Below are 21,821 nucleotides of genomic sequence, written 5' to 3' on the forward strand. Positions count from 1 at the left end.
GGCGGAAGAAACGCTCCCGAAGCCAATCGTCCAGCCCGTCAAATGCTGTGCGACGGACGGGTTGGCGATAGGGCACCACACCGCCTTCGCGAAGATAGCGACGAACCGTGTTACGCGCGCACCCGAACTCTTGCGCGATCCGCTTCGCTCCCCAGCCCAGCTCATGCAGTCGAACCATTGCTGAAACTTCCTCCCCCGACCGCATCTCCTCAACTCGCCCTGGTTTTGTCACCACGAGCTTGGAGGGAAATTCATCGTGCATCTACTGATCCTCTCAAAAACAAGGGGTCAGTTCTTCGTTTCGTTTGGGGGGCAGTTTCTCATTTCGCCCGACAGCTCCCGGCCGGCCTCACGATCGACGCGCAGAAGGTAGCCCGGCAAGGGCTGGCGTGCGGCGATGCGACGGAGCTGGATGGCGAAGTCGGAGGGGCGGACGAGGCTGCCGGACTTGGCGTGAAGGTGCCGGAAATCGAAGCGCCAACCATATGCCTGATGGCCCGCATGCTTGCGCGCGACGCGGTAAAGCCAGCGCTCGATCCCGCCCTTCAACCGGAAATAGTCCGGGTCGATCGCGAGCACCAGCGAGCGGTCGATGACGCCGCGATAGAACCAGTCGGGCAGAACGAACTCCATGCCCTCGACGCGGCCGTCGCGGCGCGTCAGCTCTTCCCACTCGTTGAGCCAGGAGAACTGGTGGCGGCGCCAGTGTTCGCCCTGCCGGATGGTGGTGCGGATGACCGTCGATTGCAGCCGGGAGAACGCGGATTTGAGCAGCTTGTAGTCGCTGGCGCCGGTCTCGCGGCCGATGGCGGTGAGGAGATGGTAAGGCGTGAACCTGAAGAAGCGCGATGTGGGGAGATCGGCGTTTTGCGCCTCGACGATCTGGCTGGCGGCCCAGATCAGGATGTCGGCATCCCAGATGGTTGCCATGCCGTGTTCCGCGAGCGCATGGACCTCCACGCGAACATCACCGGCCTCATATTGGATCGGAACGACCCTGCGAGACTTGGCCAGCGAGAAGAACGGACGCTCCATGAGGTCACGCTGGTCGCGCGGGCTCGCAGCGCCGGTGGCGATCACGAAGGGGTCGAGCGTGGTACGCTCGGAGGGGGCAAGGCGACGGCGCGACATAGTCCGGCCTCAGCGCGCGAGGCGGCCCGGATGAACCGGAGGCTCCGGCTCGTGATACTTGGCCGGCAGCACGGACCCTCGCGGATCGGAGGTCGACGTGACCGCGCCGCGATCGGCCCAGGTTTCGAGATCGGCGATCGCATAGACCACGCGGCCGCCAAGCTTTCGATAGGCCGGACCGGTGCCGTAGGTGCGGTGTTTTTCGAGGGTCCGGGGCGATAGCCCGAGATACTCGGCGGATTCTTTCGTGCGCAGGAAACGTGGCGGCAATGCCGCGATTTTGGTGGTCATGGTCGGGCTCCGTGGCGTGATGACGGCGTGCCGCAAAGGGACGGCGAACACGGGCCACGGTGGCGAAGCGAGGCAGCGAAGGGGGAGTGCGAGTTTGGGGGGTGCTAAATTCGCACACACCTGTCGGCCCTGCGAGAGGAGCGAGGCGCGCTGCTTCACCAGCAGCATCGCAGGAGGCTCACACCCGACGGCGCGGGCGCAGCAATTTATGGTATCCACCCGCGACCATCGCTTCTCCTTCACGGAAAAGCCGGTTCATCTTGTCGCGCAACGACGAGGTCTTCCAGGGATCGCTGGCGACCCGCCGACCGCCGAAGAACACCTCAGCGATCTCGCGCAGGTTCGCGCCTTCGCGTCGGCCGTCCAGCGTGCGAACCATAAGCCGCAGGTCGCTTCGCTTCAGCCTGGTGATGGACCTTGAGGGTGGCAGTGGGCGGTTGTGGAGCGCTCGCCAAAGCCGCTCGAGCTCATGGATTCGCTCAAGCCCGTCGGCATCCAGCGGCACCACGGCGGCGAGGACGCCGCCGTTTTGCGCGCTGTCGAGAACGAGCATCTGGGCGTCCAGCCGATGCGTTCGAAATCGCAGATGGAGGCCGTCGTCGGCCGGGATCGAGCCTTCGAGGACGATGGCGCCGGAGCGGTCTTCAATGGTGGGCAGCGCCGGCAACTGGGCCGCGAGAAAGAGGATCGCGCTATGGCTATGGGGTGTCCAGAAGACTTGTTGATCCAGCCAGCTCAGACTCGGCCTGGCCGGGAAATCGTAGCCCCCAACGACGCATCAGGCGCTCCTCCGCACGCTTGAGGTCGCTGGTTCGACGGTGAATGAGCGCGTAATCCTCCTGGTAGTCCCGGTTGCGGCGGAGGCACTCCCAGGCCAGCCCGCTAGCGGGGATCGTATCCAGATAGTCGTAGGCGGATTCATCGCGCCATCGAGACGTGTCGGGCCTCATCGCCAGTCCTCCCCGGTCGTGACCGTTCGTCAAGGACTCGATGATTCCGGGTGCTTCGTGTTCTGTGAAGAGGCGCCGTATGCACGCAGGGGTGCGTAGCGCGCCGCCTAATGCAGGCCTTGCCGGCGCACGTGGTCGTACCCCTTCTCGATGAGCCATCGTGCACGTGCAAGGTGGCTTTCGTGGATATGCCGAGCTCGATCGGGATCGCTCTCGGCGTCGATGCCAAGAACGATGCGAGCGGCCTCCTGCCATGGGGCACCGTCGTCTTCCGCGTCGGCGAGCCGCATCAGCAGCTTGAAGTGCTTTCGGTCGTAGTCTGTTATCGACGGACTTTGCGGCGGCTCGTCGAGGATCTGGGCACGGTTCACTTGGATCATCTCGCGATTGGGTTGACCGATGCTATCTGCCGCGCCTGCTCATTTTTATGACCCGTTCGTCACGCGCATGATCCTGGTTGCGTGCCGAAATGGATGTTTCCGTCGCAGCCTCGGCCTAGCGTGGACCGTCAAGTTCTGACCGTTCAACAAGCAACACGCCTTTTCCCTGGTCGGATTCGATGAAGACGATACCGGCCCTCTCCAAAGAACGTTGCACCTGAACGCGCGTCGTTTCGTGGGTCCCGAGTGCGCTTAGCGACTCGAGGCGTTTCAGGGCTGTCAGCGATACCAGGGCCTTTTCAGCGAGCGTTTCCTGTGTCCAGCCAAGCAACGTCCGCGCGGCCCGAACCTGTCGGGCGGAGATCATGGCAAGATCACCGCCACAGTTCGGACGTCGGACGCCACAAATACGACTATTTTAGTCGCCTTCGATTTGCAAGGGTTCAGTTTTCTTGCGGTAAACAAGCGGTCTGCGGGAACGCTAGCTTCTGCGCACCCGACTGATTCGGTCGGCTCGGCTAAGGCGCAAACGGGTCCAGTTCGTTGACGATCGCATCGTCATCGCCGTCATACTCGTCGGCAGGCATGACGCTGATCGAGCCGTCCCCGGCGCGGAAGACGACGATCGTGACCATCAGCGTTGCCGCGAGACTGAGGGCGAAGGCGTGTGCGTTTTCGAGCGACATTTCCGGCTCCTGTTGTGATGGCGGGGACCGTTCCCCGCTCGACAGGCGCCCGAATGTTTTGCGCGCGGCCGCGATCACCTTGAGGGCATTTGCCGGAAAGGCCGCAGCTTGCTAGCGGACCCCTTCAGGGGTTGATCGTGGAAGGCCGCAAGTAAAACCGGATGTGCCTCAAAGAGCGGGACGGCATGCCCGCCGGCAGAAGCTGTGCTCGGATTTCAAACGATGCATGCCTGCATCCAACCAACCTCGAACGGCTTAAGAGGGCATCGTCTTCTGAGCGGGATGCGAGAGTTAGCCTGGTCAATAACGGTTGCCAGTCGGTGCCGGCTCAGCCTCCATATGGCCCCGTTCGGCCGTCACCATCGCCGCAAGATCACCGAGTCCGGAAAGGAAATCCATGCGGGTCGCGACGTTCATACTCGCATTGCTGTCGATGGCTGGCATCTCTGTCGCCTGCACGCCGTCGCGCGACAATCCCGATGCTGCGGTTCCGGAGATCACGCTTGCTGAACCGGAGGTCGTGATGGCGGCCGTCCCGCCGCCGCCTTTCACCTACTGGGCATCGGATGGATCGACCATCCGAAATCACCCGCGGGTCGACGGCGTTTGGATCGCTGCAAAGGAAGGCGAGCACGAGCGATACTATTTCGGCGACGAGTGCTCCGCGTCTCGATATCAGCGGTTCGTCGGGCATCGCATGGACGCGTTGCCACGGAAGCCGGACGGGGCGGAATGGCGACAAGCCTGTACCACATGCGCGGTGACGTCTGATCTTGGCCGGGCGCGTATGAACATCGTCTATGACGAGGATACGCGGATCATCGAGCGGATTGCTTGCGGATAGGCCGCAGGTATTCACCCCCACCCGACGCGCCGAGCGGACAGCGCCCGTTAGGACGACGGGATCAGGAAAAGCGCCTCCGCGCCCTTCCGGACGGCAGCGGTCGGAAGCTTCCGGTCGAACGTCGCGAGCTGCCCATGGCGGGATTTCGCAAGGGCAAGCAGATAGGTGTCGGTGACGTGGGCGGGATTGACTATACGGGCGGCGTCGACATCCTCGGAACCGACGAGGCTGAGATCATCGGGCCAGAATGTGTGGCCCGGCAGGTTACGCAACGTGGAAACGATCTCGGCGACCACGGCGGGGGAGCCGGGCGAGTTCGGATATTTCGGGTTGCCGACGATGCGGATGACGCCGTTCTCGGTCAGCGGGCATGTCGCCCAGTCGAGCGCCCCCGCCTCGCCAAACCAGGCGTGCGCTGCATCGTGCGCCACGTGAGCCGGGTCGATCAGGGCGATCAGCACATTGACGTCGAGCAAGAAGGTCACGGCTGCTCGTCACGCAGCGCGTTGACGGTTTCCAACGTCACCAGGCGCGCGGCCGCGCGGCTGGGAAGCAGCGGGATGCCGTTGCGCATCTCACGCGGCCGCGGTCGGGCAAGCGAACGCCGCGCCAGGTCGGAGATGATCTTTCCAATCGGCTTGTTCTGCTGGGACGCCATCGCCTTGGCGGCCTCCAGCACATCGTCATCAATGGTCACTGTCGTTCGCATTCGGGTGCCTCGCATCGCGCATCAATCATCACGCATCATATGGGGAAGTGCCCTCCGCATCAACAGCGGGAAGCCCCGGCGGACGAGCCGCCGGGGCTTTGCCCCTTTCAGAAGGGGATGTCGTCGTCGAAGCTCTCGGGAGCCGGCGGCTCGTCCTCGCGCTTGGGCCAGGCGAGGAACTTGATGCTCTCGGCGACGATTTCGGTGGAGTAGCGGTCGATACCATCGCGATCCGTCCACTTGGTCGTCTTGTTGCGGCCGATGACCTGGACCAGCATCCCCTTCACGCAGTTCTCGGCGGATTTGGCGAGGCCGTTGAAGGCGACGACGCGGTGCCATTCGGTGTCCTTCTCGGCATAGCCCGTCTTGGGGTCGCGGACGATTTTGCCCTCCGAGTAGCGGGGCCGCCAGGTGGCGACGGAAATGTTGGCGACGCGGTTGTTGTTGCCGGTGGTGCGGATTTCGGGGGCGGCGCCGAGGTGGCCGATGAGTTCGATCTGGTTGTGCATCTTCAGTCTCCGTTCGATCTTGGCGGAGGGACCGTCCCTCCGACGTGAACCCGGCCAAGGCCGGCGGAGGTCGCTTGCAATCGCCGATCCATCGGCGGCTTGCCCCCGGCGCCCGAGTGGTGCGGGCAGGCGCGCTCGCGCGCCAACACGGTGGGGCAGCGCCGGGGGTTGCTGGCGGCAAACGAACGGACTTAGGGATCAACGAGGAGGAGGGATGAGGGCATCCGCAGCATCCAACGGAGCACGCTGCGCAAGCTCGAACGGCGTCGGCAGCCCAGAGCCCCCGTCGCTCGCTGCCGGCATTCAGCATCACCGCGGCCATGAGGACCGGCTTCCGTTTCCGGCCTGCTCGCGGAGCAATGGCCGGGATCTCGCAATGGGTGAAGTTGTGGAAACCGCAACGCGTCGCTTCGCCGACGCCGTTCGCACGACGACAAACGAGGATGGGAATGTCGGGTCTTCGAACCAAGCGAAGGCGCTGACGTAGAAAGCGCGGACGGGATTCACCTCACCGGACCATGGATCAACAGCCGAGGCGTCTTTTCGCGGCCAAGGCCGCGCGTGGCTCGAGCGCTTCCTTCGAGGCCGCGCCGATCTCTTCCAGAAGGTTGCCAAAGTCCCGCACTCGTCTGCTTGGGCTGTTGCCGTGCGAAGAGGCGGTGGAAATTCGATGAAGTTCGTGCTGTCGATCCGGGAGAGGAGGATGGGTCTGGGAAGGAGGTGGAGGGAACCGTCCCTCCTTCCCAGGGGAGGATGTTTGAAGGAGGGGCCGAGGCCCATCCTTCATGGGGTGAGTTTGAGAGGGGCGGCGCAGCCCCACTTTCATAAGCGGTGCTGGCCGGTCGATCCGGCTGGCGGCGCTGTCCAGACGAGGCAAAGGCGACAGGCGGCCGAGGCCGCCTGTCGCCTCGACCTCAATCGGTATTGGGACCGATGAAGCCGTACGGCTCGACCCAGACGAGAGGCTCGTCGCCATAGGGCAACGTCTCGAGGATGATACCCTGATGCACCTTGTCGAGGCGGGTGCCGTGGATTTCGTCGCGGCGCTGGGCGATGAGGATACGCACGGCGGTGTCGTTTTCTTGGAGCTGGCGGATAGCCTCCTCGAACTCGTCCCAAGGCTCGATATTGTCTTCGACGACGGGGTCGCCGAATTCGTTGTAGCCGGACCCGTAGCGGTACATCGGGGCCTCCCTCATGGCCTGGCCGGCTTCCTCCGCCTCACGAAGGAGGGCGAAGGCAACCTTGCGCTGCTGCCAGTATTCCGCACTTCCGCCGTCGACGGTGATGATCTTACGATGTGTCATGGAAGTCTCCTTTCGTTCTGACGAAAGGTGTCCACGCTGTAGCCCAGAGGGGTCAGGGACCGCGCAAGCGGCCGCTACGCGGCGAGCGGGGGAACCGATTTTGTAGAGTCGGCCTTCGGCCGGCGGAGGAAAATTGGCGGGACCGCGATGTCCTTGACGCCGGATGGGCTGGCGTAGAATGGGCAGTCAGAGAGAGAAGAGGAGCCACGGCGTCGGCCAGACGCCGTGTCAGTATGATTTGGGGAAGGTTTGGAAGGGGGTGTGACACCCCCTTTCATGGGAGGATGTTTGAAGGAGGGGCTTCGCCCTTCCTTCATGGGAGAGATTGAGAGGGGCGGCTTGCCCCTTTCATCTACAAGGCGACACGCCATCAATGGATGAGCCGTTTAGAGACTCGCGATGCTCCCAAGCCACGATCGCCTAGCGAGACAAGGCAGCTTCGCCTATGGCGTTGAGGTTCACCATCGCGGCGATGCCCACCACAAGCCCGCCGACGGCACCTAGCGTATTGAGTAGAAGCGTGGAATCGACGAGGTTCTTGGTCACGCCAAAGACCAGAGCATATCCGGCAATAGCGGCGGGCACGGCGAAGACGCCCAGAGCGGTAAGCCGCAAGAAGGGGTTGCGTGCAAATCCGAGAACCGCGATCACGGCGCCGATCAAAAGCAGCGCACCCGCAAGGGCGGCCAGGCCGGACAGCAGCACGCCCGCCTCGGTGCCATAAGCCCATTGAAACGCCGTCAGCCCGACCATGAACGGCAGCGCGTATATGGCGAAATTCCAGGCCAGGACGCACAGTACTATGGTCCCGGATATGGCGAGAAGAACAAGTGTCATGGCAGCCTCCACGATCGAGCGGGGGGATTGGGAACGACAGGCGGCGCGTGTAAGGGATCTCGCCTGTGGCTGCGTTGCTGTACCGGCTTCAGGCCACCATAGTATCCGACAGGGAAGACTAGCGGAAGATCAAGAATCGACATGCAGCGGTGAGGAGAAAGGCGGCGCTCACGCGCCGCCCTGATCACGGAAGTCATAGACCTTGATCCCAAGCTTCTTCGCCTTGTCGGCGAGGTTGTCCTGTATGCCGGTGCCAGGGAAGACGATGGCCCCGATCGGGACGATCTCGAGCACGGCGTCGTTGCGCTTGAAGGGTGCTGCGCGACCGTGACGGTTCCAGTCGGGCGCGAAGCCGACCTGGGGAACCTTGCGGCTGTCGGCCCAGCGCGAGGCGATCAGCTCGGCCCCCTTGAGCGACTTGCCGTGGACCAGCACCATCTCGGTGTGCTTGGCGTGAACCTTGTCGAGAACGTCCCAGATCAGGCGATGATCGTTGAAGTCGAGCCCGCCGGAGACCACGATCTTGGGACCGGGCGGAACCAGCACCTCGTTGTTGGCCTTGTTGCGCGCGGCGATGAAGTCGCGGCTGTCGATCAGCGCCGAGGTGAGCGCGGTGTGGTTGACCATCGAGCCGGTCCGTGGGCGCCAGTGCGATCCGGTGTGCGTGGCGTAGTGTTCGGCGGCCTGGTCGCGCATAAGCTCGAAGGCGTCGCGGCGTTCGAGAAGGGTCTGCCCCTCGGCCGTCAGCCGCTCCAGCTCGACGGCCTTGATCTCGGAGCCATCCTGCTCCCGCTGAAGCTGGCGCTGGGCGCGCTCGTTGTCGTCAAGCTCGCGCTCGATCCTGAGCACCCGGCGATGGAAGGCGTTGGTGATCGACCAGAGCGTCTCGTCGAGATCGGGTTCGAGGCGCGTTTCGCCCAAGGTGGAGATCAGGGCGTCGAAGATGTCGGCGACGGCTCCGGCGACCGCGTTGCCCTCGGGCAGCGGGCGGGGATCGGGTTCGTCCTGAAAGGGCCTCCAGCCATAAAGCTGAAGTTCTGACAGGACGTGATCGGTCGGGGACGAGGTGTGATGGGGCTCGAAATCGTCGTGCTCGCTCGTCATGGGGGTGCTCCTTCATCGCTGGGACCGCGACCCTCGCGGCCTTCTGGCGACGGAAAGCGCACGGACGGGACGGATTGGCAGGTCGCGCCTCCGCGCGACCCCCGATGGCCAAAAGGCCGTCGATTTTGCTTCGCGATGCAAAGGCGGCCGCAGGACGCCGGCGGAAAATCGTCGGCCGACGCCATTGCCTGTCCGGCCCGTTTGTGCGCCCGATCGCCCTCTCGAAGGCCGGGGCGCGGCTCTCCCGCCTCGAAGGTCTGGCACGCCCCAGCGCGCACGGCGATCCCGAGAACGAACCGCGTTCCCCTGCCGGTCTAGGCGGCCTCGACCATCAGCGAGATGGCGTCGCAGCGCAGAAGCTGGTCGCGCACCAATGCGGTAAGAGGCTCCTCGCCAGCCCGCCGCAGGTCTTCATTGAAGTCCCCGAGCGCGGGCGAAAGGTCCAGCGCCTCGATCCCGGCATCCCGCGCTCGCCGGCGCAGCGTCTCGCGCGCTCTATTGCCGGCCGGATCGAGATCGCGTGCAATGTAGAGGCGCCGCAGCCCCGGCGGGAACCGGATGGCGGCAAGGTGGGCGGCCGATAGCGCGGCGACAGCCGGGAGACCGGGCAGGACCTGCCGGAGCGACAGCATGGTCTCGATGCCTTCGCCTGCCACCAGCACTTCGCCGGGCGCACCGAAGCGCACCGCATTGCCGAGCAGGAGCCCCATGGCCTTGCGCGGCGTCTCGATCGGAGCTTTGCCCAGACGGATGGGATCGAAGCCGTCCGGGTCGAGCCAGGTGCGGTGTGCCCCGGTGATGCGGCCCGAAAGATCGGTGACCGCGGCGATCATGGCGGGCCAGATCTGGGTGGGGCCGTTCTCGTCCGGCCGATAGTAGCAGCGCGCATGGAAGCGCAGCGCGCCGGTCCCGGCGAGCACCGTCACCGCGCGGGCGCGCAGGTAACGAGCGACCAGCGTTCCGGCGATGGGCTGGGCCATGCCGACCAGACGCCTCGCTGCTTCGGGCGATCCCGGCGGAGCCGAACCACGGCTGAGCGCGGGAGCGGATGGCTCCGGTTCGGGGTGCGGCTCGGCGAGGAAAGCGCGGGCCTCGGCAACGACGTCCTTGAAGTCGATGAGGCCAAGGGTTTCTCGAATGACGTCGAGCAGGTCGCCATGCTCGTCGGTCGCCGCGTCGGTCCATTTGCCAGCGGGACCCCTGGCGCTATCGTTGAGGCGCACGAAGGTCGAACGGCCGGGGGCGTTGCGCACATCCCCGACCAGCCAGTAATTGCCCTGGCGCCTGCCATTTGACAGATAGTGGCGGCACACCGCCTCGGCGTGGCGGCCGAGACGGCGGGCCAGATCGGCGGCATACCGGCCCGGCATTACACGGCCTCCCGCTCGGAAACACGCTCGACGGGCCAGCGATCGAGGAGCTTCGCGAGGACATCGGCCCCTTTGACGTCGGTCGGGACGAACATCCGGAGCTTCCACGAGATGATCTCGTGGAACAGGCCGTAGGCCGTCAGCCGCTCGCGCATGGTATCGGTGAAGCCGGTCAACTCGATCCGGTATCCGCCCATGACGCGGACGCGGCGGAGCTGGAGGCCCTCGGCGAGGTCGATTACGGTCCTGCCGTCGACGAGCGCGGCAAGGGCATCCTCGCCGGTCAGCGAGAGCGACCCCGTCGTCACCGCATTGGCCGCCCAGGCGGGCGACACCCTGCGGCCAATGATCCGTTCGCCGTCATCGGTCTGGAGGCGATAGACGCGCGAGGATTCATTGGGCAGCCGCTTCCAGATCGGCAAGAGAAGCCCCGCGACGATATGCAGGGTCGCGTCGGTGAACTCGGGCACCTCGGCGATCTCCGCTTCCCAGGCGGCTATGAAGGCGTTGCGATCGGCTTCCTGCCAATGGCTTCCGACCATGGCCGAGGCCGGGACCGCATGAGCTTCGGTCGGACGCACCAGCCGGACGCGATACTGCACGTCGCCGTCGTCGGTCATCACCGAGGGAGCGTGAATCTGCACGGCCGCCCGGCCCGACCGCTCATTGAGGAGAAGCCTTGCACGGGAATCGGTGAGGTGATCGAGCGCGGCTTCCAGCGTCAGGGGTCGGTTGCGGCTGCGCTCGGCGATGGTTAGCAGCCGCGTTTCGGCGCCGGTTGCCGGATGGGTGTAGATCGTCTGCCGTTCGGTGACGATGAAGCTCTCCGCCCGCAGCGTTTCGAGCCCCATGTCATAGGTCCCCGCCGCGATGGCGCCTTCGATCCGCGCGTTCAGCAACTGCTCGAAGGCGGTGAAGAGGAGGCCCTGAAGCTCGATGGTGAGCGCCAGCATCCGGTTGAGGAAGGTGGTGATGGCGGGCAGCTCGTCCTTGATGCCGTTGGAATCGACGAGCTTGAGCCCGGTCGCTTCCTGGAAGCGCTGAAGCGAGCAGCCGTCGACCTTTCCGCGCACGAGAAGCATGTAGAACTGCCGCAGCGCATCACGCGCATAGTGCGATTCTAGATTATCCTCGGGCCGGAACAGGCCCTGGCCGCCGGTTTGGCGCTGCCCACGCGTGATCGCGCCCAAGGTGTCGAGGCGTCGCGCGATGGTGGACAGAAACCGCTTCTGCGCCTTCACATTGGTCGCGATCGGCCGAAAGAGCGGCGGTTGTGCCTGATTGGTGCGGTGGGTGCGACCAAGGCCCTGGATCGCACGGTCTGCCTTCCAGCCCGGTTCGAGCAAGTAGTGGGTGCGCAGCCGCGTGTTTCTCGCCGACAGTTCGGCATGATAGGACCGGCCCGTACCGCCCGCCTCGGAGAAGACGAGGATGCGCTTGGCGTCGTCCATGAATGCCTGCGTCTCTGCAAGATTCGCCGCCGGGGCGCGGGTCTCGACCATGAGCCGGTCGGGCCGTCCTGCGTCGCCCCGCTTGCGCACGATGCGGCGGGACCGGCCCGTCACCTCAGCCACGATATCCGTGCCGAAGTGCTGGACGATCTGGTCGAGCGCGCCGGGGACCGGCGGCAGGCTGGCGAGGCGTGCGATCAGGTCATCGCGTCGGGCGACGGCCTCACGGCTCTCGACGGGCTGGCCGTCGCGAACGACGGGACGCGAGGCGAGATTGCCCTGGGAGTCGGTATAGGGTTCGTAGAGCTGAACCGGGAAGGAGTGTGCGAGATAGTCGAGCACATATTCGCGCGGCGTAATGTCGACGCGGACGTCGTTCCATTCCTCGGTGGGCAATTCGGCCAGGCGCCGCTCCATCAGCGCTTCGCCGGTGGAGACAATCTGGATAACGGCGGCGTGGCCATCCTCGAGGTCGCGTTCGATGCTCCGGACGACGGTGGGCGTCGTCATGGACGTGAGGAGATGCCCGAAGAAGCGCTGCTTGGCGCTCTCGAAAGCCGAGCGCGCGGCGGATTTGGCCTGCCGGTTGAGCGTACCTTCCGAGCCGGTGACGTTGGACGCCTGCAAGGCGGCGTCGAGATTGTTGTGAATGATGCCGAAAGCACCGGCATAGGCATCGTAGATGCGGGTCTGCTCGGGGGTCAGCTCGTGCTCGACGAGCTCGTATTCGACGCCGGCGAAGCTCAGCGAGCGGGCGGTGTAGAGACCGAGTGCGCGCAGGTCGCGGGCCAGGACCTCCATCGCCGCGACGCCTCCGGCCTCGATCGCCTCGACGAACTCGGCGCGCGTCGAGAACGGGAAATCCTCGCCGCCCCACAGGCCGAGCCGCTGGGCATAGGCGAGGTTGTGGACGGTGGTGGCACCGGTCGCGGAGACATAGACGACGCGCGCGTCCGGCAGCGCGTGCTGGAGCCTCAGCCCTGCACGGCCCTGCTGGGAGGCGGCGACGTCGCCGCGCGCGCCCTTGCCGCCGACGGCGTTCTGCATAGCGTGCGCCTCGTCGAAGATGAGCACTCCATCGAAGTCGGAGCCCAACCATTCGACGATCTGTTTGACCCTGGAAAGCCTTGTTCCACGGTCGTCGGAGCGTAGCGTGGCATAGGTTGTAAATAGGACGCCCTCATTGAGGATGATCGGCTTGCCCTGAGCGAATCGGGACAGCGGCGTGACTAGCAGGCGCTCCATGCCGAGGGCCGACCAGTCCCTTTGCGCGTCCTCGATCAGCTTGTCGCTGAGCGAGATCCACACCGCCTTCCTGCGTCCTTGCAGCCAGTTGTCGAGGATGATGGAAGCGGCTTCGCGGCCCTTGCCGACCCCGGTGCCGTCTCCAATCATGAAGCCGCGCCGGAAGCGGACGGCGCCGTCGGCCTCTTCCGGGACAGACTTCACCACATCGAGCGTCTCATCCACGCTCCAGGCGCCGGCGAGATGATCGCTATGAGCCTCGCCCGCGAGGATCAGGGTTTCGAGCTGAGCATCGGAAAGCAGGCTGTGGACGTTGGCCGGGACGCGCGGCCGGTAGCTCGGGCTGGGCGGTGCGACCGAGGCCATGGCGGCGGACTGGACGAGTTGCGTCGGGTGGTCTTCGGCACCGGGGATACGGATCGACTGGAGCGCGTAGTCCTCGTAGATTTCTTCGGAGAGGTGCGCGCTCTCGGACGGCGTCCAGTCTGCGGCTTCATAGGACAACTCGATCGCCTCGGGCTCGGACGTGGCGATGGCGTGGGGCGCGGAACGAGTGGCGCGCGCGATGTAGCTGCGCACCGTGCGCGGCGCGGCGGGCGCCACGGCGTTGGTCGGGTCGACGGGAAGTCGATCCGGCACATTGCCCGCAATCCAGCCCATAAGAGTGGCGACGTCGGGCGCGACGCCCGGCGCGGTCGGGAAGACGGTCGCATCTTCGGCGGGCACCTTGTCGATGACGGTCAGCCGCGTCGGATAGGTCGTGCCGTGCTTGGCATAGACGCGGCCCTCGATCGCGGCTGAGAAGACGACGCGACCGCGTTCCTGAAGCCGGGCGAAGGCAGAGGTCCATTCGGGCGCGTCCGGCGCGAAGTTCGCCCCGGTGATCGCTACAAGCCGGCCACCCGGAGCTAGGCGCGCAAGCGCCGAGGCGACATGGCGGAAGGCGGCGTCGTGCATGCGACCTTCGACATTGGCCATCGCCGAGAACGGCGGGTTCATCACCACGACGGTCGGCACGATGGCCGGATCGAGGTGGTCGTCTATCTGCGCGGCGTCGAAGCGGGTGACGGACAGCACTGGAAAGAGGGAGGCGAGAAGATCGGCGCGGGTGTCGGCAAGCTCGTTGAGGACGAGCGTACCGCCTGCGACCTCGGCGAGGATGGCGAGGAGCCGGTGCCGGCTGAAGGCTCCAGCACGCGGTCGGACTGCGTGATCGACGCGACAGCCGTCACCGCAAGGCCAAGCGGGATCGGGGTGGAGAACTGCTGAAATGCCTGGCTCTCAGCCGAGCGGCGCGTGTGCGTCGGCATCAGCCCAGCGATCTTCTCCAGCATGGGGAGCGCGGCGGCAGGCGAGCCCGCCTTGCGGAGGAGCGTCCTTGCGAACTTGCGCAGGAGGAGAACCGTGGCGGCCTCGCACGCCTCGTAGGCCGTTTTCCAGTCCCAGGCGCCGGTCGCGTCGGACGCGCCGAAGGCCGCCTCCATCGCCTCGCGCAGCATGGCGGCGTCGATCCGGCGGCCCTGTTCGAGATGGGGAAGGAGAAGCGCGGCGGCGGCAAGGATCGCGGCGGCGGAACTGGCGGAGGCAGGAAGCGGCGTGGCCGCGTCCGCGGCCAAGGTAGCGGGCATCATGTTCATGGGAAAGCCTCAAGGAGAGCGGGAACGGGATGAACCGGCGGGCGCTCTCTCTCGACCCCACTGGCTCAAATCTGTCCCGGTCCCTCTCTCCCTCTCACCCCGCGGTCGTGACGCGGCGCCACCACGCAATCCGCTCGTCGCGGCTGGCATTGGCAAGCCACATCAGCAGGTCGCCGTGACACGGCAGCGGCGCGCAGAAGCAGACGAGATTTCGCCCGCGCAACTCGTCGATCGCGCGCAATAGATGATGCTGGTCAGCCAGCCATCGCTCGTGTTTCGCGATGACGGCAGCGCGGTCGCCGTCGGGGCCGATCCGGAACGGATTGCCCCATTTCGAGCCGCGCCCGATATAGGCCGCGCCGGCCGGGAAGCCGACCGCGTGTTTGTTGAGCTTCTTGCACATTGTCATCGCCTCCGGTCCGTTATGCGGCATCCGTTGGGATGCGGTCATGCGGGTTCGGTCACGCGCCATGTGCGGAAACGGGTTGCCCGTTGACTGGCGCCGCGCCGCGTCCAGGCCAGATGTCCGCCACGGATCGGAGGCATTCGGCGCAAGGCAAAACGAACATGGGATCGGCCATCGGACGAAACGGCGCCGAGGGGAAACATGGCGCGAACGGTCAGCGACGATCTCAAGGATCGGGATCGCCTCCGTCCAGAATCCGGGCCAGCCAACCATCGGTGTATGTCCAAGCGACCGTCGCGCCCGTCGCGAGATCGAGGACGTGCGCGCCGCCGCCGAAAGCGCCGACCCGTTGTCGGTCGCTCGTGTTGGCGAACTGGAATCCCCATCGTCCGGTCAGGCTGAACGTGGCGGCGCAGATCCTGACGAACTGGATCAGGCGCTCGGGGTCGCCCGTGCCGTCATCACGCATCCAGAGCTGGGTGCCGCCGTGCTCGGGCTGGATCGACAGGAGAAAGCCATCCGATGGAGGCTCCTCCGATGCGCCGGCTTTGGAGAGGTGATTGTAGAGCTCGAGCGCACGCGCGGCATTGTCGGGGGTGCCGACGTCGAGAAGGGAGGAGAAGCGGATGAAGTAGTCGGCCATGTCGGGCTCCTGAAGCGCGAAAGCCCGGCACGATGGCCAGGCCGGGTTGAAAGGGAGTGCGACCACATCGACGCTAAAGGCGGAAGTGCGCCGCGAGCCGCTAGGATTCGGTGTGGTGAAGGAGCATCGCGCGATAGAAGCGCTTGCGCGCATCGCGCATCACCGGATCTCGCAGCGCCGGGCGGTCGAGCTTCCGCCGGGCAGCGCGAATGACGATGCGGCTGCTGTCCCACACCGTGATATCGAGACGGAGATAGGTGGCGTACATCGCGGCCGCCTATATGTTGATGCGCTGGCACAGGGCGTCGATCTCGCTGAGATCGAGGCCGGGGTGCGCGCCGCCATTGACGAAGACGTCGTGCAACATCGGCGCGAGCTGACCCCGCTCCAGCGCAAGCTGGAGCAATCGAAGACCGGTGAGCACGGCATCGCGCTCCTGGGCGGTGACGCCCAGCGTCAGGAAGCCCTCGACCGACTCGCCCTCTTCGAGTTGGCGCACGTGGTCGATCTCGTAATCGTCGAACTCCGATACGTCGCCGGTGGCCACCCACTCGCCGTCGTACTGGAAGCTATCGGCGATGTGCCGGGCCTCCTCGGCGGTTTCGGCGTCGACAACGGTGTCATAGTAGACGAAGGCATCATGACCTCTGCGAACGAGAAATTTCGGCATGGGAAGCTCCTAACGATGGAGAGCCCGGCGCGATGGCCGGGCGAGGTTGGACGAGGACGCGAAGGTGATTGCGCGAGCCGCGACGGCAGCCCGAAGCGTCAGCGATTTCGGACGCGGGATACGGCCGGTTCCAGCGCAGCGAGAGCCGCCTTGAACTCGATGAAGCGCTTTTCATGAAAGAGATCGGCCGCGCTGGCGACTGCCAGACAAGCGGTGTGCACGTCGTCGTCGGTCACATCGCCGACCGATACACCGGCGAACACAGGATCGGTTTCGAGGATCGCGGTGATCTGGTCGTGAACGCGTTCCTCGGAAAGCCAGGCGAGCACGTGGCTTGGCTTCGGAAGGACGACCGGGGCGTCCGGGTCGCGGGCGCCGGCGAGGATCGCTTCTCCGCATCCAACGGCCCAGGAGGCGCGTTCGACCCATCCCTCCGGCGACGCGCGGCGGGCAACCGCGTCTGCGACCATCATCTTGAGAAGGCCGAGCAGGAGTTCGAAATGCGCTGCCTTTCGATGGATCGTCTCCTCGAAATGCGACGGGACGGCGATAGCAGGTGCAGAATAGGCGGCGTCGGTGCCCGACCAGATGCCGGTGACGTAAGTTTCTCCGGCGCACTCGTAGTCGAGCTTTTCGCCCTCCCAGTCGTCGTCTTCGATGGCAAGGCGGCATGCTTCGGCCGGCGTTTCGGCATGATAGGTCCGGTGTCGATAGGCCGGAAGGCGATAGGTGGTCTCGACGGTGAATGCGGGCATGGGATGCTCCTGTAACAGAAGCGCCCGGCACGATGGCCGGGCTGGGTTGACGGGATCATTCGAGGCTTAGGCGCGCACGGCGCGTCGACGCGGTCGCGGCGATGGAGCGTCGGGGAGTCCCGTGACGAGGGTGTCTGCGACGGTGATCATGGCGGGGGGTCATCACCGGACTGCGCGACGAAACCGTTCGCATCGTCGGGGTTGGGCGGCAGATAGGCGTCGTAGGGGTTGCCGTCGGCCAGATGGCCGAACGGCGTCATGACGTAGTCGCCATCGTCTGCGCGACCTACGGCGCAAAGGACATAGCGACGCTCGCCCGTGACAGCGTCCAGGCACTCCATGAGCGCGAGATTTCCGTCTTCGGCAGCACGGAGCAGCGTGTTGAAGTTGGTGCGGGCGTGATCGGGAATGGCCATCATCGTCTCCTGAAACGACAATGGCCCGCCGTCCTTGGACGGCGGGCCAGGTGGATCGGAATGAGCGAAGGTCAGGCCGCGGTTCGGCCTTCGATGACATCGGCGCTGACCTCATCGGCCGTGACCTCTTCGAGGCGAGCGCGACTGTATCCTGCCTTGGCCAGCCAGAGCTCGGCGGCCTCGCGGCTCTCTGCGAGGTTCAGCAGCTCGTCGTCGTCGCCGATCCGGTTCAGTACGCGCACCATGCCGATCTTCGGCCGCTCGACGATCTCGAAGCTGAGATCGCTGTCGACCGAGTGCGTGCGCATGACGGTGACGAGGATCACCGAGCCCGAGGCGAAGTCGCCCTCGTGCAACGTGATGGAGGCCGGCGCGGTATAGGTCGCGCGCTCACGGCAGGGCTGCTTGCGCACAAGCCGGCCAACGCCGTTGCGGGATTTCCAAGCAGCGAGCTTCTTGGTGAAGCGCGCCGGAGGCTTCGGTGTGCCGTCGAAGTACCTGATCAGACTTCCAAGCGGCGCGTCGTAGACATTGTATGCGGGCATGAGACTGTCTCCTGAAACAGAAGCGCCCGGCACGAAGGCCGGGCGATATGGAGGGAAAGGGGGATTGGCGGCTAGTAGCCGAAGGACCAGGACGGCCACGCCTGGCCGTCATCGGCGGCTGCGACCGCCTCGGCGAGATGGACCGGTTCGCCTTCGACCAGGGTGGGATTTCGGATCGGCGTCTCGTCGATTACGGTGACGCCGACGACAAAACCGTCCTCGACCTCGACATGCACGGGAACGAGATAGGCGAAGACGACACGGCGGGACTCGCCGGGTTCGGTGGTGATCATCAAAAATGCTCCTTGGATGGCGGAATACTGGCGGGACGGCCGAAACCGCCCCGCCAGATGGCATCATTCAGCCGCGATCATCGCCGCCTCGGGAGCATCCGCCACTTCCTCACCCCCCTCGTCGTCCTCGCCGTCGCCGGCTAGGAACGCCGGCAAATCGGCCTCGAGGTCGGCGGTGGCGTTATCCGCCTCGATCGGTTCGGGACGGAGCGGCTCGGGGAGCCAGCCGGTGTCGGCCAGGAGCCGCTCGGCCTCGCGCGCCATGTCGTCCTTCTTGAGATGGTCGATCAGGCGGGCCTTCTCCTCGCCGAGGGCTTCGTTCACTGCTTCGAGGATTCTCGGCTTGGTGACACGGCCGAGATAGTTGGCGACGGTGGGCCTGAAACCGGCTTCTACCATATCCAGCCCCGTCGTGCGCTGGAGACGGTCGGCCTCCGCCATGCGGCGGCGCAGCCCGTACTCGGAGATACCCATGGCGCTGTGGGGGTTCGGCCGCTCATAGAGCGCATTGATGCCGAACGACACGCAATGGGCCAACAGCGCCATGCGGCTGGCGTCGTCGAGCGCGTCGAGCCAGTCCCAGAGCGCGTCGTCGTCCGCCGGCAGGTCAACGGCCCAGCCTTCGTGCCGCTCATCCACGGACTTTGCATAGGGGCTGTTCTTGAGGTCGATGCCCTGATCGCTGCAATAGACCTTGCGGACCAAGACCTGGAGGGCGGCGCCGGTGGCGTTCCGATTGAAGGTGTCGCGGACCAGCTTGTGCAGCAGAGCCGTCATGGCGATGTGCGGGTTGGCGCCGACCGCGTCGCGAAGCGCCACCGTGCGGTGCGCCGTCAATTCGGCCACGAGCCGTTCGGGCAGAGGCTTGATCGTCACCTCGTCCTCGTCCGGCTCGGGTTCGGCCGGCTGGCCGCCGATGGTGATGACCGTGCGCTGGACACCATCGCCGCCTTCATCGCCGTCAGTCTCCGACGTATCGCCCTCGACCGTCTTGACCGGCTCGTCCTCGGGACGGACCCAGCCGCGATCGACCATCAGTTCCCCGTCCTCGTCGACACTGACGAATGCACCTGCGATCCCGATCTCGGCCGGATCGTAGATGACCGGGCGACGCTCGAAGGCTTCGATATGCTTTTCGATCTCGCCCATGCGCTGGTCGATATCCTCGGGGAATTCCTCGCTGGCCGGATACTGGGCTTCCAGGCGCTCCCGCTCCTTGCGAAGCTTCTCGCGCTCACGGCGTTCCTTGGCGGTCAGTTCCGCCGCCGTGCCGGTGATGCCGCGCAGACCATAGTCGTAGCCATAGGGCAGTTCGAGGTCGACCTCCACCCACTTCCAGCCTTCGGCGGCCACCTCATCGGCCGCAGCCTTGAGCTTCTCGGCCACCAGCCGGTCGAGCAGCGACACATCCTCCAGCCAGCCGTCCTCGTCGTCGTCGAAGAGGTATCGCGGCAGGACCGGGCCGCCCGCCGCGATATAGGCGTCGAGCCCGATGAAGAGGGCACGTTTGTCGGACGAGGGAACGGTGGTCTGCGTCAGCAACTCGCGGATGCGCCACGGCTCCCTGTTGTGGGACTGCCGGACGGCCTCCCAAACCTGCTCCTGACGGGCATGATCGGGATGCGCGGTGAACGCCTCCAGCATCCTCAGCGTCATGCCGTTTTCGGCATAGACCTCGTGGAGCTTGGGCGAGACCTTGGCGAGCACCAGGCGCTGCTCGACATAGCGCTGCGTGGTCAGATAGGCGCTGGCAACCTCATCGGTGCTCATGCCGCCTTCGACCATGCGGTTGAACGCCTTGAATTGGTCGAGTGGATGCAGGGCGAGCCGGAAGGTGTTCTCGGCCAACGAGTCGTCGACGGCCGAGGTCTTGGCGTCGGTCTTCTTGACGATGCAGGGAACCAGACCGTCATCGGGGAAGCGGCCCTTCTCGACCAGACGAGCGATGACACGGTAGCGGCGTCCGCCGGCGGGCGTCTCGAAATCGCCGGTCTCGTTGCCCTCCGCGTCGAGAATGGCGCGGACATTGAGGCCCTGGATCAGGTCCTCGCGACGCTCGACGTCATGCGCGAGATCGTCGAGACCGGCTTCGATGTCGGTTTCGCGCACATTGTCGTTCGAGAGACGGATACGGTTGAAGGGGATGTCGCGCGCCCGCGAGAACTGGATCATCTCGAGGGCGGGCTTCTTCTTGGCACGGGCCATGGTGGGTTACTCCGCGACGGGCGCCGAGAGCCTCTCTCTCCGCTTTCAACCCGTCACGAAATCCCCATCCCCTCTCTCACTCTGGGGCGCCGGGGCAGGCTCGGCATCACCAGTCGAAGCGCTGCGGCCGCTCGATCGCGCGGCGCGCCGGACGACGACGGGCCGTGTGTCGGCCGCCTGGGCGATCCGCTGGATGGTGGCAAGATCCGCGTCCGGGCAATCGCCCGTTACCTCGATCTCGACATAGTGGCCGCCACTGCCGACCTTGGAATCGCGCAGACGATGGTTGGAGGAGGTGTAGAAGCTCTCGTGCCGCTCGATCAGACACACCCGGGAGCGCAGGAAGACGAGGCCGGAGCCGAGATTGCCGCAGAACAGGAACTCGTCCGCCGCCGTGGTCTTCGGGCCGCCCCCGATCTTGCGGTGACCGATCAGCCGGAAGGCCGCGTCGAATCTCGACGGGTCCGGCGTGATCCGGGCCTTCACCTCGGGATGAAACTTCCAGGGCGGGCGATGGGGATCGACGCGGCCCACGGCGATCTGGTGCAGGAGATCGAGCAGGGACACAGGATCGGCCGGATACGGGCATTCGCGCCACAGCGATCGGACGGTGGCCCGGAGCGCGTCGGGCAGTGCGAACAGACGGCCGCGCGCCTTGTGCCAGGAAGCCGCGCGCTGGCTGCGGCGCTCCCGTTCGGCTTCACCCCACCAGACGGCGCGACGGACCATTTCCTCGTCGACGCCGTGCTGTCCGTCGGCGATCTGGTCAGCGAAGAGCGGCAGCGCCTCTCGTTCGAGGCGCTGCTTACGGTGGAACGCCGCGCGTTTGCGCGACGTGTCACAATAGGGCTCGGGCCTATGCCAGCGACGGAAGCGCATCACGAGCCCTCCTGCGCCATGCGGGCGCGATAGAGGATGCGCTCGGCCGCGCGTATGCTGCCGGCTTCGCAGGCCGCCTCGGCCCAGACCGAAAGGGGGAAATCGCCGGTGAAAAGGATGTCGCGCTCGATGCCCATGCCCCAGGGCAGACGCAAGGAGGTCATCTCGGCGAGCGAGAAGGCGCCGATTTCGGGTTCGCCCAGATCGGCGAGGCCGTAGAGGAGATCACCATCTTCATCCAGTTCGGTCGCCAGCCAGACGCCGGCGCCGAGCGGATTGAAGAGCTTCATCACCGGCACATGGTCGGAGCCGTGGTCGCGGCCATTGGTCAGGAGCTGCTCGCGCAGGTCGTCGGTCAGGAGGACCATGCCGCCCTCCTGTCGCTTTCGACCGCCGCGTTCTGCGCGGCAGCGTCCTCGGGGAGAAATGACAGAATCCAGTCGGCCGCCTTGCTCGCCTGGCTCGCCGCGCGCACGATGGCGCGGTTGTCCTCACGCAGCACCTCTAGTTATCCGCAGCACCTCATAATGTGAAGGAACGCGACCCAGACTGGCTGAA

At 65.5% G+C, this 21,821-nt stretch carries 25 protein-coding genes and 4 pseudogenes; 2 read left to right on the plus strand and 27 right to left on the minus strand.

The genetic code is table 11. The features are described 5' to 3' along the window. The 5 genes and pseudogenes from BLR31_RS22085 to BLR31_RS22255 all read right to left on the minus strand — a co-directional run. A pseudogene (locus BLR31_RS22085) lies at positions 1-190 on the minus strand (helix-turn-helix domain-containing protein); the annotation flags it as partial. Positions 191-333: 143 nt separating this feature from the next. Continuing rightward, a pseudogene (locus tag BLR31_RS17185) lies at positions 334-1,163 on the minus strand (replication initiator protein A); the annotation flags it as partial. Next, positions 1,141-1,422 (minus strand): helix-turn-helix transcriptional regulator, encoded by a 282-nt coding sequence (locus tag BLR31_RS17190; protein ID WP_090598352.1) that lies wholly within the window; start codon positions 1,420-1,422, stop codon positions 1,141-1,143. The pseudogene BLR31_RS17185 and the gene BLR31_RS17190, both read right to left, overlap by 23 nt. Positions 1,423-1,600: 178 nt before the next feature. Next, complete coding sequence (locus BLR31_RS17195; RefSeq protein WP_244505117.1) at positions 1,601-2,089, minus strand: DUF2285 domain-containing protein; 489 nt, start codon at positions 2,087-2,089, stop codon at positions 1,601-1,603. A 31-nt stretch (positions 2,090-2,120) separates the two neighbouring features. Next, positions 2,121-2,627 carry a transcriptional regulator domain-containing protein gene (locus tag BLR31_RS22255; RefSeq protein ID WP_342027603.1) on the minus strand — a complete coding sequence of 169 codons (507 nt, stop codon included), beginning with the start codon at positions 2,625-2,627 and terminating at the stop codon, positions 2,121-2,123. On the opposite strand from BLR31_RS22255, the gene BLR31_RS22260 reads away from it, so the two are divergent. Further along, positions 2,555-2,803: a hypothetical protein gene (locus BLR31_RS22260; protein ID WP_176762731.1), complete on the plus strand. Its 249-nt coding sequence runs from the start codon at positions 2,555-2,557 to the stop codon at positions 2,801-2,803. The two genes, BLR31_RS22255 and BLR31_RS22260, sit on opposite strands and share 73 nt — an antisense overlap. A 64-nt stretch (positions 2,804-2,867) precedes the next feature. Here BLR31_RS22260 and BLR31_RS22100 read toward each other — a convergent pair whose 3' ends face one another. Both BLR31_RS22100 and BLR31_RS21790 read right to left on the minus strand, forming a co-directional pair. Further along, a complete protein-coding gene (locus tag BLR31_RS22100) occupies positions 2,868-3,119 on the minus strand; it encodes a helix-turn-helix domain-containing protein (protein ID WP_090598214.1) in 252 nt (83 codons plus the stop codon). Positions 3,120-3,270: 151 nt separating this feature from the next. Beyond that, entirely contained in the window at positions 3,271-3,438 is a 168-nt protein-coding gene (locus tag BLR31_RS21790; protein ID WP_176762732.1) for a hypothetical protein, read from the minus strand. Positions 3,439-3,835: 397 nt separating this feature from the next. Here BLR31_RS21790 and BLR31_RS17220 point away from each other — a divergent pair, with 397 nt between their 5' ends. Further along, entirely contained in the window at positions 3,836-4,282 is a 447-nt protein-coding gene (locus tag BLR31_RS17220; protein WP_090598218.1) for a hypothetical protein, read from the plus strand. A 47-nt stretch (positions 4,283-4,329) separates the two neighbouring features. Here the strand turns inward: BLR31_RS17220 and BLR31_RS17225 are convergent, their stop codons facing one another. The 20 genes and pseudogenes from BLR31_RS17225 to BLR31_RS17315 all read right to left on the minus strand — a co-directional run. Next, complete coding sequence (locus tag BLR31_RS17225; protein WP_090598220.1) at positions 4,330-4,767, minus strand: TA system VapC family ribonuclease toxin; 438 nt, start codon at positions 4,765-4,767, stop codon at positions 4,330-4,332. Continuing rightward, positions 4,764-4,991, minus strand: a complete 228-nt coding sequence (locus BLR31_RS17230) for a CopG family transcriptional regulator (protein ID WP_090598223.1) — start codon at positions 4,989-4,991, stop codon at positions 4,764-4,766. The genes BLR31_RS17225 and BLR31_RS17230 overlap by 4 nt, the downstream gene beginning before the upstream one ends. A gap of 107 nt (positions 4,992-5,098) precedes the next feature. Continuing rightward, positions 5,099-5,500, minus strand: coding sequence for a single-stranded DNA-binding protein (locus tag BLR31_RS17235; protein ID WP_090598226.1), 402 nt, complete (start codon positions 5,498-5,500; stop codon positions 5,099-5,101). 914 nt (positions 5,501-6,414) lie between these two features. Beyond that, a complete protein-coding gene (locus BLR31_RS17240; RefSeq protein WP_176762733.1) occupies positions 6,415-6,807 on the minus strand; it encodes a hypothetical protein in 393 nt (130 codons plus the stop codon). A gap of 420 nt (positions 6,808-7,227) precedes the next feature. Beyond that, entirely contained in the window at positions 7,228-7,644 is a 417-nt protein-coding gene (locus BLR31_RS17245; RefSeq protein WP_090598229.1) for a hypothetical protein, read from the minus strand. A gap of 168 nt (positions 7,645-7,812) precedes the next feature. After that, entirely contained in the window at positions 7,813-8,748 is a 936-nt protein-coding gene (locus BLR31_RS17250) for a DUF2493 domain-containing protein (RefSeq protein WP_090598232.1), read from the minus strand. A 314-nt stretch (positions 8,749-9,062) separates the two neighbouring features. Further along, the gene (locus BLR31_RS17255) at positions 9,063-10,118 is read right to left on the minus strand and encodes a DUF7146 domain-containing protein (protein WP_090598235.1); all 1,056 of its coding nucleotides are present in this window, start codon (positions 10,116-10,118) and stop codon (positions 9,063-9,065) included. After that, a pseudogene (locus BLR31_RS17260) lies at positions 10,118-14,445 on the minus strand (strawberry notch-like NTP hydrolase domain-containing protein). The gene BLR31_RS17255 and the pseudogene BLR31_RS17260 overlap by 1 nt, the downstream one beginning before the upstream one ends. Before the next feature lie 100 nt (positions 14,446-14,545). Continuing rightward, a complete protein-coding gene (locus BLR31_RS17265) occupies positions 14,546-14,854 on the minus strand; it encodes a DUF4326 domain-containing protein (RefSeq protein ID WP_090598357.1) in 309 nt (102 codons plus the stop codon). Between the two features lie 229 nt (positions 14,855-15,083). Then, positions 15,084-15,500 (minus strand): hypothetical protein, encoded by a 417-nt coding sequence (locus BLR31_RS17270; protein WP_090598237.1) that lies wholly within the window; start codon positions 15,498-15,500, stop codon positions 15,084-15,086. Positions 15,501-15,600: 100 nt separating this feature from the next. Further along, positions 15,601-15,768 carry a hypothetical protein gene (locus BLR31_RS21795; protein WP_176762734.1) on the minus strand — a complete coding sequence of 56 codons (168 nt, stop codon included), beginning with the start codon at positions 15,766-15,768 and terminating at the stop codon, positions 15,601-15,603. Between the two features lie 9 nt (positions 15,769-15,777). Beyond that, complete coding sequence (locus BLR31_RS17275) at positions 15,778-16,170, minus strand: hypothetical protein (protein WP_090598239.1); 393 nt, start codon at positions 16,168-16,170, stop codon at positions 15,778-15,780. A gap of 98 nt (positions 16,171-16,268) precedes the next feature. Next, complete coding sequence (locus BLR31_RS17280) at positions 16,269-16,925, minus strand: hypothetical protein (protein ID WP_090598242.1); 657 nt, start codon at positions 16,923-16,925, stop codon at positions 16,269-16,271. Positions 16,926-17,071: 146 nt separating this feature from the next. Next, the gene (locus BLR31_RS17285; protein WP_090598359.1) at positions 17,072-17,341 is read right to left on the minus strand and encodes a DUF6117 family protein; all 270 of its coding nucleotides are present in this window, start codon (positions 17,339-17,341) and stop codon (positions 17,072-17,074) included. Between the two features lie 71 nt (positions 17,342-17,412). Further along, positions 17,413-17,886 (minus strand): hypothetical protein, encoded by a 474-nt coding sequence (locus BLR31_RS17290; RefSeq protein WP_090598244.1) that lies wholly within the window; start codon positions 17,884-17,886, stop codon positions 17,413-17,415. 71 nt (positions 17,887-17,957) lie between these two features. Further along, positions 17,958-18,179 carry a hypothetical protein gene (locus tag BLR31_RS17295; RefSeq protein ID WP_090598247.1) on the minus strand — a complete coding sequence of 74 codons (222 nt, stop codon included), beginning with the start codon at positions 18,177-18,179 and terminating at the stop codon, positions 17,958-17,960. Positions 18,180-18,242: 63 nt separating this feature from the next. After that, the gene (locus BLR31_RS17300; protein ID WP_090598249.1) at positions 18,243-20,384 is read right to left on the minus strand and encodes a ParB/RepB/Spo0J family partition protein; all 2,142 of its coding nucleotides are present in this window, start codon (positions 20,382-20,384) and stop codon (positions 18,243-18,245) included. Positions 20,385-20,429: 45 nt separating this feature from the next. Beyond that, on the minus strand, positions 20,430-21,263 hold the full coding sequence (locus BLR31_RS17305; protein ID WP_244505118.1) for a hypothetical protein: 834 nt from the start codon (positions 21,261-21,263) through the stop codon (positions 20,430-20,432). Next, positions 21,263-21,631 (minus strand): DUF2958 domain-containing protein, encoded by a 369-nt coding sequence (locus tag BLR31_RS17310; RefSeq protein WP_090598251.1) that lies wholly within the window; start codon positions 21,629-21,631, stop codon positions 21,263-21,265. Before BLR31_RS17310 ends, BLR31_RS17305 begins: the two co-directional genes overlap by 1 nt. Further along, positions 21,619-21,771: pseudogene (locus BLR31_RS17315) on the minus strand (antirestriction protein ArdC); the annotation flags it as partial. The gene BLR31_RS17310 and the pseudogene BLR31_RS17315, both read right to left, overlap by 13 nt. Between the last annotated feature and the right edge of the window lie 50 nt (positions 21,772-21,821).

The sequence above is a fragment of the Pelagibacterium luteolum genome (genome assembly GCF_900100665.1).
GTDB lineage: Bacteria > Pseudomonadota > Alphaproteobacteria > Rhizobiales > Devosiaceae > Pelagibacterium > Pelagibacterium luteolum.